Origin of the sequence: Pseudomonas mandelii, assembly GCF_024138395.1 — a bacterium.
Taxonomy (GTDB): Bacteria; Pseudomonadota; Gammaproteobacteria; order Pseudomonadales; family Pseudomonadaceae; genus Aquipseudomonas; species Aquipseudomonas mandelii_E.
The window spans coordinates 22,156-40,137 of record NZ_JAMYDU010000003.1 but is presented as its reverse complement, the minus strand read 5'-3'; the positions used below and the strand labels follow the sequence as shown (position 1 = coordinate 40,137).

The 17,982-nt window shown below is 59.6% G+C and carries 14 protein-coding genes; 9 read left to right on the top strand and 5 right to left on the bottom strand.

The annotated features are described in order from the left end of the window. Positions 1-37 precede the first annotated feature (37 nt). The 4 genes from NHU87_RS06525 to NHU87_RS06510 all read left to right on the top strand — a co-directional run bounded on the left by NHU87_RS06525 (position 38) and on the right by NHU87_RS06510 (position 7,204). On the top strand, positions 38-3,313 hold the full coding sequence (locus tag NHU87_RS06525; protein WP_253546726.1) for a DUF2126 domain-containing protein: 3,276 nt from the start codon (positions 38-40) through the stop codon (positions 3,311-3,313). 88 nt (positions 3,314-3,401) lie between these two features. Continuing rightward, positions 3,402-5,888, top strand: coding sequence for a circularly permuted type 2 ATP-grasp protein (locus NHU87_RS06520; RefSeq protein WP_253546724.1), 2,487 nt, complete (start codon positions 3,402-3,404; stop codon positions 5,886-5,888). Further along, positions 5,888-6,778 (top strand): transglutaminase family protein, encoded by an 891-nt coding sequence (locus NHU87_RS06515; protein WP_253546722.1) that lies wholly within the window; start codon positions 5,888-5,890, stop codon positions 6,776-6,778. Before NHU87_RS06520 ends, NHU87_RS06515 begins: the two co-directional genes overlap by 1 nt. A 48-nt stretch (positions 6,779-6,826) precedes the next feature. Next, positions 6,827-7,204, top strand: coding sequence for an NUDIX hydrolase (locus NHU87_RS06510; protein WP_253546720.1), 378 nt, complete (start codon positions 6,827-6,829; stop codon positions 7,202-7,204). A 73-nt stretch (positions 7,205-7,277) separates the two neighbouring features. Here the strand turns inward: NHU87_RS06510 and NHU87_RS06505 are convergent, their stop codons facing one another. Together NHU87_RS06505 and NHU87_RS06500 are read right to left on the bottom strand one after the other, a co-directional pair. Next, entirely contained in the window at positions 7,278-7,466 is a 189-nt protein-coding gene (locus NHU87_RS06505) for a hypothetical protein (RefSeq protein WP_253546718.1), read from the bottom strand. A 68-nt stretch (positions 7,467-7,534) separates the two neighbouring features. Beyond that, a complete protein-coding gene (locus NHU87_RS06500; RefSeq protein WP_253546716.1) occupies positions 7,535-8,122 on the bottom strand; it encodes a TIGR00730 family Rossman fold protein in 588 nt (195 codons plus the stop codon). Positions 8,123-8,466: 344 nt separating this feature from the next. On the opposite strand from NHU87_RS06500, the gene azu reads away from it, so the two are divergent. Beyond that, the gene (azu, locus tag NHU87_RS06495; protein ID WP_253546714.1) at positions 8,467-8,913 is read left to right on the top strand and encodes an azurin; all 447 of its coding nucleotides are present in this window, start codon (positions 8,467-8,469) and stop codon (positions 8,911-8,913) included. Positions 8,914-9,104: 191 nt separating this feature from the next. On the opposite strand, the gene nadE is transcribed toward azu, so the two are convergent. From nadE to NHU87_RS06480, 3 genes are all read right to left on the bottom strand, one after another. Further along, positions 9,105-9,932: an ammonia-dependent NAD(+) synthetase gene (gene nadE / locus NHU87_RS06490; RefSeq protein ID WP_253546712.1), complete on the bottom strand. Its 828-nt coding sequence runs from the start codon at positions 9,930-9,932 to the stop codon at positions 9,105-9,107. 4 nt (positions 9,933-9,936) lie between these two features. Then, the gene (gene pncB / locus NHU87_RS06485) at positions 9,937-11,163 is read right to left on the bottom strand and encodes a nicotinate phosphoribosyltransferase (protein ID WP_253546710.1); all 1,227 of its coding nucleotides are present in this window, start codon (positions 11,161-11,163) and stop codon (positions 9,937-9,939) included. Between the two features lie 227 nt (positions 11,164-11,390). Beyond that, the gene (locus tag NHU87_RS06480; RefSeq protein WP_253546708.1) at positions 11,391-12,299 is read right to left on the bottom strand and encodes a LysR family transcriptional regulator; all 909 of its coding nucleotides are present in this window, start codon (positions 12,297-12,299) and stop codon (positions 11,391-11,393) included. Positions 12,300-12,483: 184 nt separating this feature from the next. Between NHU87_RS06480 and amaB the strand changes: the two genes are divergently transcribed. From amaB to NHU87_RS06460, 4 genes are all read left to right on the top strand, one after another. Continuing rightward, positions 12,484-13,974: an L-piperidine-6-carboxylate dehydrogenase gene (gene amaB / locus NHU87_RS06475; RefSeq protein WP_253546706.1), complete on the top strand. Its 1,491-nt coding sequence runs from the start codon at positions 12,484-12,486 to the stop codon at positions 13,972-13,974. Positions 13,975-14,113: 139 nt separating this feature from the next. After that, on the top strand, positions 14,114-15,397 hold the full coding sequence (gene amaA / locus NHU87_RS06470; RefSeq protein WP_253546704.1) for an L-pipecolate oxidase: 1,284 nt from the start codon (positions 14,114-14,116) through the stop codon (positions 15,395-15,397). Between the two features lie 364 nt (positions 15,398-15,761). Further along, positions 15,762-16,895 carry a branched-chain amino acid ABC transporter substrate-binding protein gene (locus NHU87_RS06465; protein ID WP_253546702.1) on the top strand — a complete coding sequence of 378 codons (1,134 nt, stop codon included), beginning with the start codon at positions 15,762-15,764 and terminating at the stop codon, positions 16,893-16,895. A gap of 170 nt (positions 16,896-17,065) precedes the next feature. Continuing rightward, the gene (locus NHU87_RS06460) at positions 17,066-17,980 is read left to right on the top strand and encodes an ABC transporter permease subunit (RefSeq protein WP_030128310.1); all 915 of its coding nucleotides are present in this window, start codon (positions 17,066-17,068) and stop codon (positions 17,978-17,980) included. The last annotated feature ends 2 nt before the right edge of the window (positions 17,981-17,982 follow it).

Sequence of the window (17,982 nt, the reverse complement as noted above, 5' to 3'; positions counted from 1 at the left end):
GCTTTCGATAACGCTTAAGGCTCGCAGGAGGCACGCCGTGTCGATTCATGTCGCATTGCATCACGTCACGCATTACCGCTACGACCGCGCCGTCGAGCTCGGTCCGCAGATCGTTCGCCTGCGCCCGGCTGCCCACAGCCGCACGCGGATACTGTCCTATGCGCTGAAAGTCTCGCCCGAGCAGCATTTCATCAACTGGCAGCAGGATCCCCAGGGCAATTATCTGGCGCGATTGGTGTTCCCGGAGAAAACCGATGAGCTGCGGATCGAGGTCGACTTGCTGGCGGAGATGGCGGTGTTCAATCCGTTCGACTTTTTCCTCGAGCCTTACGCTGAAAAAATCCCTTTCACCTACGCCGCAGATGAGCGCAAAGAGCTGGCGCCCTACCTGGAAACTTTGCCGCTGACGCCGAAATTCAAGGCCTATCTGGATGGCATCGATCGCACGCCGCTACCGAGCGTGGATTTCCTGGTCGCGCTCAACCAGCGCCTCAGCGAAGACATCGGTTACCTGATCCGCATGGAGCCGGGTGTGCAGACCCCGGAACACACCCTCGAGCATGCCTCTGGTTCCTGCCGCGACTCGGCGTGGTTGCTGGTGCAATTGCTGCGCAACCTTGGCCTGGCGGCGCGTTTCGTGTCCGGTTACCTGATTCAGTTGACCGCCGATGTCAAAAGCCTCGACGGCCCCTCGGGCACCGATGTGGACTTCACTGACCTGCACGCCTGGTGCGAGGTCTATTTGCCCGGAGCCGGTTGGATCGGCCTGGACGCGACTTCAGGGCTGTTTGCCGGTGAAGGACACATTCCGTTGGCGTGTAGTCCCGATCCGTCCTCTGCGGCACCAATCAGTGGCTTGGTGGAACCGTGCGAGTGCGAATTCACTCACGAAATGTCGGTCGAGCGGATTTGGGAGGCGCCGCGGGTCACAAAGCCCTATACCGAAGAGCAATGGCTGGCGATTCAGGCATTGGGCCGGCAGATCGATGCCGACCTGCTCGAAGGCGATGTGCGCCTGACCATGGGCGGCGAGCCGACTTTCGTTTCCATTGATGACCCGGATGGCGCCGAGTGGAACACCGCCGCGCTCGGGCCGGACAAACGTCGCCTGTCCGCCGAACTGTTCCAGCGCATGCGCAAACATTACGCGCCCAAGGGGCTGGTGCATTTCGGTCAGGGCAAGTGGTACCCCGGCGAGCAACTGCCGCGCTGGTCGCTGAACTGCTACTGGCGCCGCGACAGCGTGCCGATCTGGCACAACAGCGCGCTGATCGCCGACGAGCAGGAAGACTACGGCGCCGATGGCGAGTTGGCCGGGCGTTTTCTGGCGAGTATCGCCGAGCGCTTGAAAATTCCGACACGCTTTGTGTTCCCGGCCTACGAAGACAATTTCTATTACCTCTGGCGCGAAGGCACTTTGCCGCAGAACGTCAGTGCCGAAGACTCTCGTCTCGAAGAGCCTTTGGAGCGGGCGCGCCTGCGCAAAGTCTTCAGTCAGGGCCTGGACAAGGTAATCGGCCAGGTCCTGCCGCTGGCGCGTACGGCCAAGGGCGATCAGTGGCAGAGCGGGCGCTGGTATCTGCGCGAAGATCATTGCCGATTGGTGCCGGGGGATTCGCCGCTGGGGTATCGCTTGCCACTCGGCTCGCAGCCTTGGGTGAAAGCAGCGGAGTATCCGTTCATTCATCCTGTCGACCCGAATCAGGATTTCCCTGAGCTGCCGGGCACCGACCGGCTACAGAATCACGCTCAACCGAAAACCGCCGACGAACGTGCGCCAAAGATTGATGAATCCGCTGACTGGCTGACCCGCACCGCGTTCTGCGCCGAAGCGCGAGAGGGCCGGTTGTACCTGTTCATGCCGCCATTGGAGCGGGTCGAGGACTATCTGGAACTGGTCGCCGCCATCGAAGCCACCGCCGAGGAACTGCATTGCCCGGTATTGCTGGAAGGCTATGAGCCACCGAGCGACCCGCGTTTGAGCAACTTCCGCATTACTCCGGATCCAGGCGTGATCGAGGTTAACGTCCAGCCATCCGCCACTTGGGATGAGTTGGTGGAGCGCACTGAGTTTCTGTACGAAGAGGCGCGCCAGACTCGACTGACCACCGAGAAATTCATGATCGACGGCCGGCACACCGGCACCGGCGGCGGCAACCATTTCGTATTGGGTGGCGCGACCCCGGCTGACTCACCGTTTCTGCGCCGTCCCGATCTGCTGCGCAGTCTGATCAGCTACTGGCATAACCATCCATCCTTGTCCTACTTGTTTTCCGGATTGTTCATCGGTCCGACGTCCCAAGCGCCACGGGTGGACGAAGCGCGCAACGATTCCCTGTATGAGCTGGAAATCGCCTTCGCACAGATGCCGAAGCCGGGCGAAGAATGCCCGCCCTGGTTGGTGGATCGCTTGCTGCGCAATTTGCTGATCGACGTGACCGGCAATACCCATCGCGCCGAGTTCTGCATCGACAAACTCTATTCGCCGGACGGCGCCACCGGGCGCCTCGGATTACTGGAGCTGCGGGCCTTTGAAATGCCGCCCCATGCGCGCATGAGCCTGACTCAGCAATTGTTGTTGCGGGCGCTGGTGGCGCGGTTCTGGCGCGAGCCTTATGCGCCGCCGAAACTCGCGCGTTGGGGCACTGAACTGCACGACCGGTTCCTGCTGCCGCACTTTATCGAGCAGGATTTCGCTGATGTCATCGTCGACCTCAATGCCGCCGGTTATCCCGTGCGGGCCGAGTGGTTCGCGGCGCATCTGGAGTTCCGGTTTCCCAAGGTCGGCGACTACGCCCTCAGCGGCATTGAACTGGAGTTGCGTCAGGCGCTGGAGCCTTGGCATGTACTCGGCGAGGAAGGCGCGGCAGGTGGCACGGTGCGTTACGTGGATTCGTCGCTGGAGCGTTTGCAGGTCAAGCTCAGCGGCTTGCCGCCCCAGCGTTATCTGCTGACCTGTAACGGCATCCCGGTGCCGTTGCAATCCACAGGGCGGGTTGGCGAGTTCGTCGCCGGCGTACGCTTTCGCGCCTGGCAACCGGCCAACTGCCTGCAACCGACCATCCCGGTCCACGCGCCGCTGGTGTTCGACTTGCTCGACACCTGGATGGGCCGTTCGCTGGGCGGTTGTCAGTACCACGTCGCCCATCCGGGCGGGCGCAATTACGACAGCCTGCCGGTGAATGCCAATGAAGCCGAGAGCCGGCGGATGGCGCGTTTTTTCCGTATCGGACACACGCCAGGGAAACTTCCTATACCGAATCTGGAAATTAACGACGAGCTGCCGATGACTCTCGATTTGCGACGTATCTAAACCGTACGCGACGCTCGGATTTTTCGTATATCCGGGCGTCATGAGCCTGCGTTAGTCTGACCGTTCTTTGCTGTCTGCCGAGCTTTCCATGCCTGACCTGCTTGACCGCTACCCGCTGACCGCGGGCACTTATCATGAACTGCTCGACGACAGCGGTGCCGTGCGCCCGCACTGGCGGCGGCTGTTCGATCAATTGCAACGCAGCACGCCAACGCAATTGGTGCAGCGTCAGGCACTGCTGACCCGGCAGATCCAGGAAAACGGCGTGACCTATAACGTCTACGCCGACCCCAAGGGCGCTGACCGACCATGGGAGCTGGACCTGCTGCCCCATGTGATTGCCGCCGATGAATGGGAGCAGTTATCGGCCGGGATCGCTCAACGGGCACGCTTGCTCAATGCTGTGCTGGCGGACCTCTACGGCCCTCAGCGCTTGATCGCCGAAGGCCTGCTGCCGGCTGAGCTGGTGTTCGGTCACAACAACTTCCTCTGGCCCTGTCAGGGCATTGCGCCGCCCGATGGGGCCTTTCTGCATCTGTACGCCGTGGATCTGGCGCGTACACCTGACGGTCGCTGGTGGGTGACGGCGGACCGCACGCAAGCGCCATCCGGTGCCGGTTACGCGCTGGAAAACCGCACCATCGTGTCCCGGGCCTTCCCCGAGTTGTACCGCGATTTGAAGGTGCAGCACCTGGCCGGGTTCTTCCGCACCCTTCAGGAAACACTTGCCCGTCAGGCGCCGAGCAGTGACGAAGCGCCTCTGGTGGTACTGCTGACGCCGGGACGTTTCAACGAAAGCTATTTCGAACACCTGTATCTGGCTCGTCAGCTCGGTTATCCGTTGGTGGAGGGCGGCGACCTGACCGTCCGGGATGCCACGGTCTACCTGAAAACCTTGAGCGGGTTGCGTCGGGTTCACGCGATCATGCGTCGGCTCGACGATGATTTCTGCGACCCGCTGGAGCTGCGCACCGACTCGGCCCTCGGCGTGCCGGGGCTGCTTGAAGCCGTGCGTCAGGGCCGGGTGCTGGTAGCCAACGCCCTCGGCAGCGGCGTGCTGGAGTCGCCGGGGTTGCTGGGTTTTCTGCCGAAGATTAATCAGTATCTGTTCGGCGAAGAGCTGATCCTGCCGTCCATCGCGACCTGGTGGTGCGGTGAAGCGCCGGTGCTGGCCCAGGCCTTGGAAAAACTGCCGGAGCTGTTGATCAAACCGGCGTTTCCATCACAGAGCTTCGCCCCGGTGTTTGGTCGTGATTTGAGTGAAAAACAGCGCCAGGTCCTGGCTGAGCGCATGCAGGCACGGCCTTACGCCTATGTTGCGCAAGAATTGGCGCAGCTGTCCCAGGCGCCGATCTGGCAGGCCGAAGGTGGTCAGTTGCAACCGCGGGCCATTGGCATGCGCGTGTATGCGGTGGCCAGTCGGGACGGCTATCGAGTACTGCCCGGCGGACTGACCCGGGTTGCCGCCGACGCCGACGCCGAAGTGGTGTCGATGCAGCGCGGCGGCGCCAGCAAAGACACTTGGGTGTTGGGCGATCGCCCGCCCAGCGGTGAACAATGGAAAGCCCAGCGCAACATTGGTGTTCACGATCTGGTGCGACGCGATCCGTATCTGCCATCGCGGGTGGTCGAGAACCTCTTCTGGTTCGGCCGTTACTGCGAGCGCTGCGATGACAGCGCGCGGCTGCTGCGCATCATGCTCGCGCGCTATGTCGATGGCGATGACCCGCAAGCCCTCAAGGCGGCAGTCGATCTCGGTGAGCGTCTGAATCTGTTGCCGGAGGAGGGCGAGTTGCCGGAGCGATTGCTGGCGGCGCTGCTTGGCGATGATTGGCCGTTCAGCCTGCGCTCCAATCTGCAACGCTTGCAGTGGGCGGCGTCACAGGTACGTGGCAAGCTCTCGCGAGAGAACTGGCAAGCGCTGGTGGAATTGCAGCGCGAGGCCATGGAACTGGAAACTGAAGAGCCGGATTTCGGCGAGTTACTGGATTTCCTCAACCGACTGGTGATGTCGCTGGCGGCGCTGTCCGGCTTTGCCCTCGACGACATGACCCGGGACGAAGGCTGGCGTTTTCTGATGATCGGTCGACGGATTGAGCGGCTGCAATTTCTCAGCGGCAGCCTGGCGGCGTTTCTGCGTGGCGCCGGGGCTTTCGATCAGGCCGGGCTGGAGTGGCTGCTGGAATTGGGCAACAGCAGCATCACTTACCGCTCGCGGTATCTGGCGGTGGCGCAATTGATCCCGGTGCTGGACCTGTTGTTGCTCGACGAGCAAAACCCTCACGCGGTGTTGTTCCAGTTGAAACTGGTGACCCGCACGCTGAAGCGCTTGAACGATGACTTTGGCGCGCCGCGCGAAACCGGCCTGCCGCAGTTGGTGGATCGGCTGGCGCGCTTCGATCTGGGTTGCCTGGAAAACCCACTGTTTGGCGAGGCCAGTGTTCGCGCCGCCATAGAAGGGTTGGCCGATCTGCTGCAAGAAATCGCCGATGCCAGCGGCCAAGTATCGGATCGCCTGGCCTTGCGCCATTTCGCCCATGTCGATGATGTCAGCCAACGCACGGTGTCCGTCTGATGAGTGCCCATTACCAGATTTTCCACGACACCCATTATCACTATGACAGCCCGGTATCCCTGGCCCAGCAATTGGCGCATTTGTGGCCGCGGGCTTGCGTTTGGCAGCGATGCACCGATCAGCAATTGCAGATCAGTCCCGATCCGACTTCGCGTCGGGATGAGCTGGATGTGTTCGGCAACCCGCTGACCCGGCTGGCATTCGAGCGGCCCCACGATGAATTGCTGGTCAATGCCAGCCTGACGGTCGAAGTGGTGGGCCGACCATTGTTGGACTTCAATCAGTCGCCCGCCTGGGAAGAGACCTGCAACGCGCTGACCTACAGCAGTCAGCCACTCTCTCCTGAATTGCTGGAAGCCTGCCGTTACCGATTCGAATCGCCCTATGTGCATTTGAAGCGCAATTTCGTAGAGTTCTCCGAAAGTTGCTTTCCTCCTGGCCGGCCATTGCTGCTGGGGGTTCAGGCGTTAATGGAGAAGATTTTCAGCGAATTCACCTTTGACGCCGAAGCGACCCAAGTGGCAACGCCACTGGTGGAAGTGCTGGAGAGCCGGCGTGGGGTTTGTCAGGACTTTGCGCACTTGATGCTCGCTTGTGTGCGCTCCCGGGGATTAGCGGCGCGTTATATCAGCGGCTACTTGCTGACCCAGCCCCCGCCGGGCCAGCCACGGCTGATCGGCGCCGATGCGTCTCATGCCTGGGTGTCGGTGTTTTGTCCGGTGTTGGGTTGGGTGGATTTCGACCCGACCAACAATGTGCAACCGGCGCTGGAGCACATCACTCTGGCCTGGGGCCGGGATTTTTCCGATGTGTCGCCGTTGCGTGGGGTGATCCTGGGAGGCGGCAGTCATGACCCGGAGGTTCAGGTGACAGTGATGCCATTGGAGTAACGAAGATCCCACAGAGGGATGTGGTGCTTTTACTGACGAGGGTTTTCCATGTTTCCGGTTTCGATCAAAGGTGTACTACGATCTCCCAAAGGCCTGGTTGTGCTGATGCTCAACGAGCGCGACGAATGGGAGTTACCCGGCGGGCGAATCGAATTGGGCGAGACTGCACCGCAGTGCCTGGCGCGAGAGATCGTCGAAGAACTGGACGTCGTAGTTGCAGTGGGAGAGCCGTTGGATTCATACCTGTTCGAGGTGATCCCCGGTAAACACGTGTTCATCTCCACCTACCGCTGTGAGTTGCTGGGCGGTTTTGTGCCGACGATCAGTCATGAACACAAGGAAATCGGCTTGTTCGATCCGGCGCAATTGCCGGCAAACTTGCCCAAGGGTTATCGCGATTCGATTGGTAAAGCGCTGGGACTGTGAGGGTCAGCAACATCGTTGCTGACCCTGGACACAGATCCGGTGGGCCTGATCAGATCATCGGGCCCTGAGGGTCTCAGGCGTCGGGCGCCTGATCTTTCGGTGCTTCAGCTTCGTCTGTAGCCACTTCGCCTTCGGTATCCGGGTTCAGTGCTGCTGCTTCTTCTTCAGCTGTAGCTTTTTTGCGCTGAAGCTTTTCCTCTTTCTTCTGCTCCTTGGCCAAGTCTCTCTGACGTTTGGCGAAGGAATAATTAGGTTTAGCCATGGGCGATCCTCTGGGGTCGAAGGTGAGGTTGAGCGGCGCATATTCTGCCCTGTATCGATGCCGAGCCGTTAGCTGGGTTTTTGCTCGGTCCATTTTGGCGGTACCGAGGGTTGCCAGGCGTCCAGTGCATCGAGCAGGGTTTGCGGCGATTCGCTCATTTGCAGCATGTCACGGTGCGCTTCGCGAACGAAGCCTTCGCCGACGATATGATCAAGAAAAGACGTCAACTTGCTGTAGAAACCGTTTACTTCCAGCAAACCCAGCGGTTTTCCGTGATAGCCAAGCTGGCCCCAGGTCCAGACTTCGAACAGCTCTTCCAGCGTGCCCAGGCCGCCGGGCAGAGCGATAAAGGCATCGCTGAGCTCGGCCATTCGCGCCTTGCGCGCATGCATGCCGTCGACCACTTCCAGGCGGGTCAGGCCGCTGTGAGCGATTTCCTTGTCTTTGAGGCTCTGCGGGATGATCCCGATCACTTCACCGCCGGCCGCCAGTGCGGCGTCGGCCACAATCCCCATCAGTCCGACAGCGCCGCCGCCATAGACCAGAGTCAGCTTGCGCTCGGCCAATGCTCGCCCCAGGGCGACAGCCGCTTCACGATAAGCCGGGTTAGTGCCAGTGCTGGCACCGCAAAATACACAAACGGACGCTAAAGACATGCCTTACTCCATGGTCATCAGGGCCACAGAGTAAAGGCAGGCTTGCCTCGTTCCAAGGGTTAAACCTCGCGTTCAGGTGTTTCACAGGTACCGCTGGCGCCACAGGCATAAGCGGCGAGCAAACTGCTCAATAAACGGTTGAAAGACATGACAGACGCTCCGGATGAGAGATGACGGCCCTGATGATAGGGCCGTGCCAGACGCTTGGCCGGTAGATTGTTTCGATGAGTGTCATAGCCCTAAAGTTGTATACAATTTTTGATTCAGGTCATAGGAACTTGCGAAGAATTCAGGCAGTCTTCTGTCCATTAGCACTTTTGTTAACCCTGCCTTGGAGATTCACCATGTTTGCCAAACTTGTTGCGGTATCCCTGCTGACACTGGCTAGCAGTCAATTGATGGCTGCCGAGTGCAAAACGACCATCGACTCCACCGACCAGATGACCTTCAGCACCAAGGCCATTGAAATCGACAAGAGCTGCAAAACGTTCACCGTTGAGCTGACCCACTCTGGCAGCCTGCCGAAAAACGTCATGGGTCATAACTGGGTGCTGAGCAAAGAAGCCGACATGCAGCCGATCGCTACCGATGGTTTGACTGCCGGCATCGACAAGGACTACCTGAAAGAAGGTGATGCCCGCATCATCGCTCACACCAAACTCATCGGCGCCAAGGAAAAAGACTCGGTGACTTTCGATGTGTCGAAGCTCAATGCCGCTGAAAAATATGGCTTCTTCTGCTCGTTCCCGGGCCACATCTCGATGATGAAAGGTACTGTTACCCTGAAGTAATCGAATCAAGCGCATAAAAAAAGCGTCCACTCGGGACGCTTTTTTTGTGCCTGACGGTTGACCGCGTCATCGTTCTTCGCGGGCAAGCCTCGCTCCTACAAGATTTGCGTCGTGCCCATTACTGGTGTCCGACACAAAATCTGTGGGAGCGTGGCTTGCCCGCGAAGGCGTCAGTACAGGCACCCACGACCTCACGGCGCAAACGGCATCACCCGCTTGTGATGAGTCTTCTTGTACGTCTCACAGATAATCTTGAACGCTTCCTCCCGCACCGGCTCACCATGCAAGAAAGCATCAATCTCGGCATAGGTCACGCCGTGGGACGCTTCGTCCGGTTTGCCCGGCGACAGGTCTTCGAGGTCGGCGGTCGGGATTTTTTCCACCAGCGACTCTGGCGCGCCGAAGCTGCGGGCAATCGCCCGGACCTGATTTTTCACCAGGCCGCTCAGCGGTGCGAGGTCGCAGGCGCCGTCACCGAATTTGGTGAAGAAGCCCATTACCGCTTCTGCCGCGTGATCGGTGCCGATCACCAGGCCATGAGCCGCGCCAGCGATGGTGTACTGCGCGACCATGCGCATCCGCGCCTTGGTGTTGCCCAGCACGAAATCCTTCTGCACCGCCTCCTTACCCTCGAAGGCCGCCACTTCGCTGGCCAGGGATTTGACCGCCGGGCCGATGTTCACGGTATGGCGTTCGTCCGGGGCGATGAAGTCCAGTGAAGCCTGGGCGTCGTGTTCGTCGAACTGGACGCCATAGGGCAGGCGCACGGCGATGAACTTGTAGCTGGCATCACCAGTGCGCTCGCGCAGTTCACGCATGGCGCGCTGGGCCAGCAGGCCGGCGGTCAGGGAGTCGACGCCGCCGCTGATGCCCAACACCAGCGTCTTGAGCCCGGCGTTGACCAGACAGTCCTGAATGAAGGTGATCCGCCGGGCAACTTCAGCCTCGAGGGCGAGTTGGTCCGCGAAGGGCGGTTGGACCTTGAGCTGTTCAGCAATCTCACGCTGTACGGCTTGCATGAATTCACTCCTTGCTAGATGGGCTGAAAATGGCGGCAGGTACTTGGAAAACATGTCGCAAATAGGCGACGAAATTCGGGTCTTTGCAATGAGTCTTGCCAGGCTCATCAGAAATCTTGGCCACCGGCTGGCCATTGCAGGCCGTCATTTTAAGCACGATGCTCATCGGTTCGACACCCGGAATATCGCACGTCAGGTTAGTGCCGATACCGAAGCTGACATTGATCCGACCGCGCAATGCCCGAAAAATCTCCAGAGATTTGGGTAGCGTCAGGCTGTCGGAAAACACCAGGGTCTTGCTCATCGGGTCGATGCCAAGCTTGTGATAGTGGGCGATGGCTTTTTCCGCCCACTGCACCGGGTCACCGGAGTCGTGGCGCAAGCCGTCGAAGAGCTTGGCAAAGAACAGGTCGAAATCGTTGAGGAAGGCATCGGAGGTGATGCAGTCGGTCAAGGCGATCCCCAGCAAACCCCGGTATTCGCGAACCCAGCAGTCGAGGGCGGCAATTTGGCTGTCGATCAGCCGCGGGCCGAGTTGCTGGTGGGCCATGATCCATTCGTGGGCCATGGTGCCCAGCGGCTTCATGTCCAGTTCCCGGGACAAGTGCACGTTGCTGGTACCGACGAAGCGTCCGGGGAAGTCATGCTTGAGCACGTTCACTACTTCTTCCTGGACACGGTACGAGAAGCGACGGCGGGTGCCGAAATCGGCTACCTGCAACTCGGACAATTCGTCCGCGCTGGCGTTGGCGGTCAGCCAGTCGAACTTGCGATAGAGCTGCTCGCGGGCCTGCTCCAGAACGATTTCCCGGTAGCGATAGCGGTTGCGTACTTCGCTGACCATGGCCAGTAGCGGCACTTCGAACAGAATCACGTGCAGCCACGGCCCGCGCAGACGGATGAACAACTCGCCGTTTTCGATGCCTGTGTGGATATAGCGCAGATTGAAGCGGAACAGCCCGAGAAAGCGCAGGAAATCCGGTTTCAGAAAGCTGATGCGCTCCAGGAAACTCAATTGATCGGCACTCAGGCTCAACTCGGCCAGACGCTCGATCTGGAAACGGATCTCTGCCAGGTACGGGCGCAGATCCTCACTGTTACGGCAACGAAACTCCCATTCGACTTCCACGTTCGGGTAGTTGTGCAGCACCGCCTGCATCATCGTCAGTTTGTAGAAGTCGGTGTCGAGCAGGTTCTGCACGATGCGATCGGCAAACACACTCTCGCTCATAGCGGGTCTCTCCATGCTGGCGCGGCCCGTGGCAGCGACGTTGCAGCTGTTTCAATGAATGGGGCTAGTGGCGCATATCGGCGGCAGGTATTGCCAGCAATTTTTGTATCGACGAGTCACTGTGTAGGAGCTGTCGAGTGAAACGAGGCTGCGATCTTTTGATTTTGCTTTTAAACAACCAGATCAAAAGATCGCAGCCTCGTTTCACTCGACAGCTCCTACAGGGATTAGTCGTTAGAGATGGGATGATTTATTTGCTCCAGCATCCACTTCACAAAATCCCGCACCTTGGGAACTTCCGCCGAATGCTCTGGATACGCCAGGTAATAGGCGTCGGTGCTAGGCATGGCATGCTTCCAGGGGATGACCAGTTTGCCGTCGGCCAATTCCTCTTCCACCAGAAACTTCGGCAGCAGCGCCACGCCGCAGCCGACCTGGGCGGCGCGGATGCACATGTAGAAGGTTTCGAAACGCGGGCCGTGGTAGCTGTGTTCGGTGTGGTAGCCCTGGCTGTCGAACCAGTCGTGCCAGGCTTGGGGCCGCGAAGCATTTTGCAGCAGGACCAGGTCGGTGAGTTGCGTCGGGTCGGTGAACGGCGTGTCTGGCAGGCTGCCCGGTGCGCAAACCGGCACCAGCTCCTCGCCAAACAGCTTCAGGCATTCAGTGCCGGGCCGTGAGCCCTGGCCAAAATAGAACGCCAGGTCGCTGCGACCTTGCAGCAGATCGTCGGCTTCTTGCTCGCTGCACAGGTCCAGATGGATCGATGGATGACGCAGGCGCCAGCCTTTCAGCCGCGGCACCAGCCAGCGCGCGCCGAAGGTCGGAGGTGTCGAGACTCGCAAGACTTCGGTATCACCACCGTAGGAACGCAGGTAATGGGTCGACATTTCGACTTGGGTGAGGATCTTTCGTACCTCCACCAGGTACAAATCGCCAGCGGGGGTCATTTGCAGGCGTCGGCGCACCCGACGGAACAGCAGGTGTTGCAGCAATTCTTCGAGTTGCGCGACCTGTTTGCTCACGGCGCTCTGCGTCAGGTTCAGCTCTTCGGCGGCACGGGTGAAGCTCAAATGCCGGGTCACGGCCTCGAAGCACTGCAGCGCGGTGATCGACGGCAAGTAGCGTTTATTCAGCATGGATGGTCCTTTTTCTTGTTTCTCTATGCTCTTTTTTACCGGCAAATTCGCAGCATGAATAAACGGAATGATATCTCTCTTAAAGGTCGTTTGTTGGGTAACCTCGGGGGAGCTAAAACTACAGGTCTGATCAGCCGAATCAATCCGGCTGCACGTTTTCTGTTTTTTGCTTGAGGAGTGACCCATGGTTGCCGCATTGCTTGATCGTCTTGGTGTGAACCCGGCCCTGTATCAGAACGGCAAAGTGCCGGTGCATTCGCCTATCGATGGCAGCCGTATCGCTGCCGTGAACTGGGAAGGCGCCGCTGAAGTCGAGCAGCACATCAGTCGCGCAGATCATGCGTTCGAACTGTGGCGCAAGGTTCCGGCGCCGCGCCGTGGCGAATTGGTGCGCCAATTGGGCGATATCCTGCGGGAGTACAAAGCCGATCTCGGTGAGCTGGTTTCCTGGGAGGCCGGCAAGATCACTCAGGAAGGTTTGGGCGAAGTTCAGGAAATGATCGACATCTGCGACTTCGCGGTCGGTCTGTCCCGTCAGCTGTACGGTTTGACCATTGCTTCCGAGCGTCCTGGCCACCACATGCGCGAAACCTGGCACCCGCTGGGCGTCGTTGGCGTGATCAGTGCGTTCAACTTCCCGGTCGCCGTTTGGGCCTGGAACGCCACGCTGGCGCTGGTTTGCGGTAACCCGGTGATCTGGAAACCGTCGGAGAAAACCCCGCTGACCGCGTTGGCCTGCCAAGCGCTGTTTGATCGCGTTCTGAAGAATTTCAGCGACGCCCCGCCGCACCTGAGCCAAGTAATCATCGGTGGTCGCGATGCTGGCGAAGCCCTGGTCGATGACCCGCGTGTCGCGCTGGTCAGCGCCACCGGCAGCACCCGCATGGGCCGCGAAGTGGCGCCGAAAATCGCTGCACGTTTTGCCCGCAGTATTCTGGAGCTGGGCGGCAACAACGCGATGATCCTCGGCCCAAGCGCCGACCTGGACATGGCTGTACGAGCGATTCTGTTCAGCGCCGTCGGCACCGCCGGTCAGCGTTGCACCACGTTGCGTCGCCTGATCGCCCATGAGTCGGTGAAGGAAGAAATCATCACCCGCCTCAAAGCCGCTTACTCCAAGGTGCGCATCGGTCATCCGCTGGAAGGCAATCTGATCGGGCCGCTGATCGACAAGCACAGCTTCGAAAACATGCAGGACGCCCTGGAGCAGGCCTTGAGCGAAGGCGGCCGGGTGTTCGGCGGCAAGCGTCAGCTGGAAGACAAATTCCCCAACGCTTACTACGTTTCGCCAGCGATCGTCGAAATGCCGGAGCAGAGCGATGTGGTGTGCAGCGAAACCTTCGCGCCGATTCTGTACGTGATCGGTTACACCGATTTCGAAGAGGCGCTGCGCCTGAACAACGCCGTGCCACAAGGCCTGTCGTCGTGCATCTTCACCACCGACGTGCGTGAGGCCGAACGGTTCATGTCGGCGGTGGGCAGCGATTGCGGCATTGCCAACGTCAACATCGGCCCGAGCGGCGCGGAAATCGGCGGCGCGTTTGGCGGCGAGAAAGAAACGGGCGGTGGTCGTGAATCCGGTTCGGATGCATGGCGTGGGTACATGCGCCGTCAGACCAATACCGTGAACTATTCGCTGGAGTTGCCGTTGGCTCAGGGGATTACGTTCGACTGACGGCCCCTTCGCGGGCAAGCCTCGCTCCTACAGGTCTTGTGTCGTCCCGCAAGTCGCGGACGAACACAACCTGTAGGAGCGAGGCTTGCCCGCGAAGCTTTTGCTTGTTGTTTGTTAGGTTTCGGATTGGAGTCTGGCAATGCCGTTACGCGAAGAGTGTCTGTGGGAAAAACTGACGCCGCAAAGGCCCGACAACGTGGCGCTCAAGGGCGAGGTGACGGTGGATGTCTGCGTCATCGGTGCCGGTTTCACCGGTTTGTCGGCGGCGGTGCATCTGCTGGAACAAGGTAAAAGTGTCTGTGTGCTGGAAGCGCATCGCGCCGGGCATGGCGGTTCCGGGCGTAACGTCGGGCTGGTCAACGCCGGGATGTGGATTCCACCGGATGAAATCGAAGCCGGTTTCGGCGAGGCGATCGGCAGTCAGCTCAACCGCATGCTCGGTGCGGCGCCGTCTCTGGTGTTCAGTCTGGTCGACAAATACAACATCGATTGCCAGTTACGCCGCGAAGGCACGCTGCACATGGCGCACAACGCGCGCGGCGAGGCGGATCTGCGCAGTCGCGAAGAACAATGGAAACGTCGCGGTGCGCCAGTCGAACTGCTGACCGGTCAAGCCTGCGAACAAGCCACGGGCACCAAAAAGATCGCCGCCGCCTTGCTCGATCGGCGCGCCGGCACGCTCAACCCGATGGCCTACACCACGGGGCTGGCCAATGCGGCCATCGGCCTCGGCGGTCAGTTGTTCGATCATTCCCCGGTGACCCGACTCGAACGTCAGGGCCAGCATTGGTCGGTGCAAACCGCCCAGGGTTCGGTGCTGGCCGAGCAGGTGGTCATCGCCTCCAACGCCTATACCGAAGGTGACTGGACGGAGCTGCGGCGCAATTTCTTCCCCGGTTATTACTATCAAGTGGCCTCGGTACCACTGACCGAAGAGGCTGCACAGCAGATTCTGCCTGGCGGCCAAGGTTCCTGGGACACCCGGCAGGTGCTCAGTAGCATTCGGCGGGACAAGGACGGTCGTCTGTTGCTCGGCAGTCTCGGCAATGGCAACCAGAAACCGACCTGGTTCCTGAAAGCCTGGGCCGACCGGGTTCAGCAGCATTATTTCCCGTATCTGAAACCGGTGGAGTGGGAATGCACCTGGACCGGTTGCATCGCTTTCACGCCGGATCATTTGATGCGCCTTTTCGAGCCGGCGCCGGGTTTGGTGGCTGTCACCGGTTACAACGGTCGAGGCGTGACCACCGGCACAGTGGTCGGCAAAGCCTTTGCCGATTACTTGTGTAATGGAAATCCTCAAGCCCTGCCGATCCCCTTCGCCCCCATGCAGCCATTGGCGGGAGTGGGGCTGCGAAGCTGTCTATATGAGGCTGGATTTTCGCTGTATCACGCGGGCCAGTGCTTGCGGATCGTGATCTGATTGTTGAAATATGTTGCTGGAAGCGGCGCTTTTCGGCGAAGCGGCTAGCCTGTAATGGTGCGGGTTGTAGCAGTCTGCGCACCAGCAGTGTGCAGTTCGGTGACGCGAGCTGTTACAGGCTGGTTGCACATCGTTTGGCGCTGCGGTTGCAATGATGGCGCGTGCTGGTTGCGCCTTTAGAAATAAATGGTTTCACCTCCCGCGGTTTAGACGGTTGCACGCCCAATGAAAATGGGCCCGAAACAGTCGAAAAAACAATAAGGCAGCGACTTTTCCCAGAATAAAAAACCGATGGCACGGCCCTTGCTCTGAGCATTCAGTGAAGTCGCAGTGCCAACTAAAAAAAACCTTGGAGCACCACCTCATGTCCCAGACGTTTTACAAGAAAGGCTTTCTGGCCCTCGCAGTGGCAGCTGCGTTGGGTGTTTCTACGTTTGCACAGGCTGATGTGAAAATTGGTGTGGCGGGGCCGATGACAGGCGCCAACGCCGCATTTGGCGAGCAGTACATGAAGGGTGCGCAGGCAGCGGCTGATGCGGTCAACGCCGCTGGCGGTGTCAACGGGGAAAAAATCGTACTGGTCAAAGGCGATGACGCCTGCGAACCGAAACAGGCTGTGACGGTCGCCAAGGACCTGACCAACCAGAAAGTCGCGGGCGTAGTCGGTCACTTTTGCTCCTCGTCGACCATTCCGGCCTCCGAGATCTACGACGAAGCAGGCATCATCGCGATCACCCCGGGTTCCACGAACCCGGCTGTTACCGAGCGCGGCCTGAGCGCCATGTTCCGTATGTGCGGGCGTGACGACCAGCAAGGCATCGTGGCCGGCGACTACATCGTCGACGTGCTCAAGGGCAAGAAGGTGGTGGTCCTGCACGACAAGGACACCTACGGTCAAGGTCTGGCAGATGCCACCAAGGCCCAGCTGGAAAAACGCGGTGTGAAGCCGGTGCTGTATGAAGGCCTGACCCGTGGCGAAAAAGATTTCAGCACCATCGTCACCAAAATCCGCGGCGCTGGCGCTGATGTCGTTTACTTCGGTGGCCTGCACCCGGAAGCCGGTCCTCTGGTTCGTCAACTGCGTGAGCAAGGTCTCAAAGACGTCAAGTTCATGTCCGACGACGGCATCGTAACCGACGAACTGGTGACCACCGCCGGCGGTCCGCAATTCGTTGATGGCGTGCTGATGACCTTTGGCGCCGACCCTCGCATGCTGCCAGACAGCAAGACCGTAGTGGACGAGTTCCGCAAGAAAGGCACCGAGCCTGAAGGCTACACCCTGTACGCCTATGCTTCGGTCCAGGCCCTGGCCGCAGCCTTCAATGGCGCCAAATCCAACAGTGGCGAGAAAGCCGCCGAATGGCTGAAAGCCAACAAAGTCAAAACCGTGATGGGTGAGAAGGAGTGGGACAAAAAGGGCGACCTGAAAGTCTCCGACTACGTGGTTTACCAGTGGGACAAGGATGGCAAATACCACCAGCTGGAAAAACAGAAGTGATATGACTGGCTGATTGCCCGGCGTCTTGCGCGCCGGGTAATCAAAGAACATGTCCGTGCTGTACCTGTCTTTTCTCGTAGAGCTGCATATCACCATGTTGCGTCGGCGGCTGAACCCCGGTCCGGCGCCTCCGGTTTTTGTGCAGTCTCTCAAATGCGTGAGATTGCGTTATGGATGGTATTTTCCTGCAGCAACTGGTCAACGGCCTGACCCTCGGGTCGGTCTATGGCCTGATCGCCATCGGCTACACAATGGTCTATGGCATCATCGGCATGATCAACTTCGCCCACGGCGAGGTTTACATGATTTCCGCTTACCTGGCGGCGATCAGTCTGGCTCTGCTGGCATACTTCGGTATTGAATCCTTCCCCCTGCTGATGCTTGGCACACTGGTCTTCACCATCATCGTCACGGCGGTGTATGGCTGGGTCATCGAACGCGTCGCCTACAAACCGCTACGCAACTCCACCCGATTGGCACCGCTGATCAGCGCCATCGGTATTTCGCTGATCCTGCAAAACTATGCACAGATTTCCCAAGGGGCCCGTCAACAGGGCGTACCGACACTGCTGACCGGTGCATGGCGAGTTGAAGTCGGGACCGGCTTCGTCCAGCTGACCTACACCAAAATCTTCATTCTGATCGCAGCGTTTGTCGGGATGGCCCTGCTGACCTACGTCATCAAGTACACCAAGCTCGGCCGTATGTGCCGCGCCACCCAGCAAGACCGCAAGATGGCCTCGATTCTGGGGATCAACACCGATCGCGTCATTTCCTACGTGTTCATCATCGGTGCCGCGATGGCAGCCCTGGCTGGCGTGCTGATCACCATGAACTACGGCACATTCGACTTCTACGCGGGCTTCATCATTGGCATCAAGGCGTTCACCGCCGCGGTGCTCGGTGGGATCGGCTCGCTGCCTGGGGCAATGCTCGGCGGGATCATTCTCGGGATCTCAGAGTCGCTGTTCTCCGGATTGGTCAACTCGGACTACAAAGACGTTTTCAGCTTCTCGCTGCTCGTTCTCGTTCTGGTCTTTCGGCCCCAAGGCCTGCTCGGCCGTCCTCTTGTGTCGAAGGTGTAAGC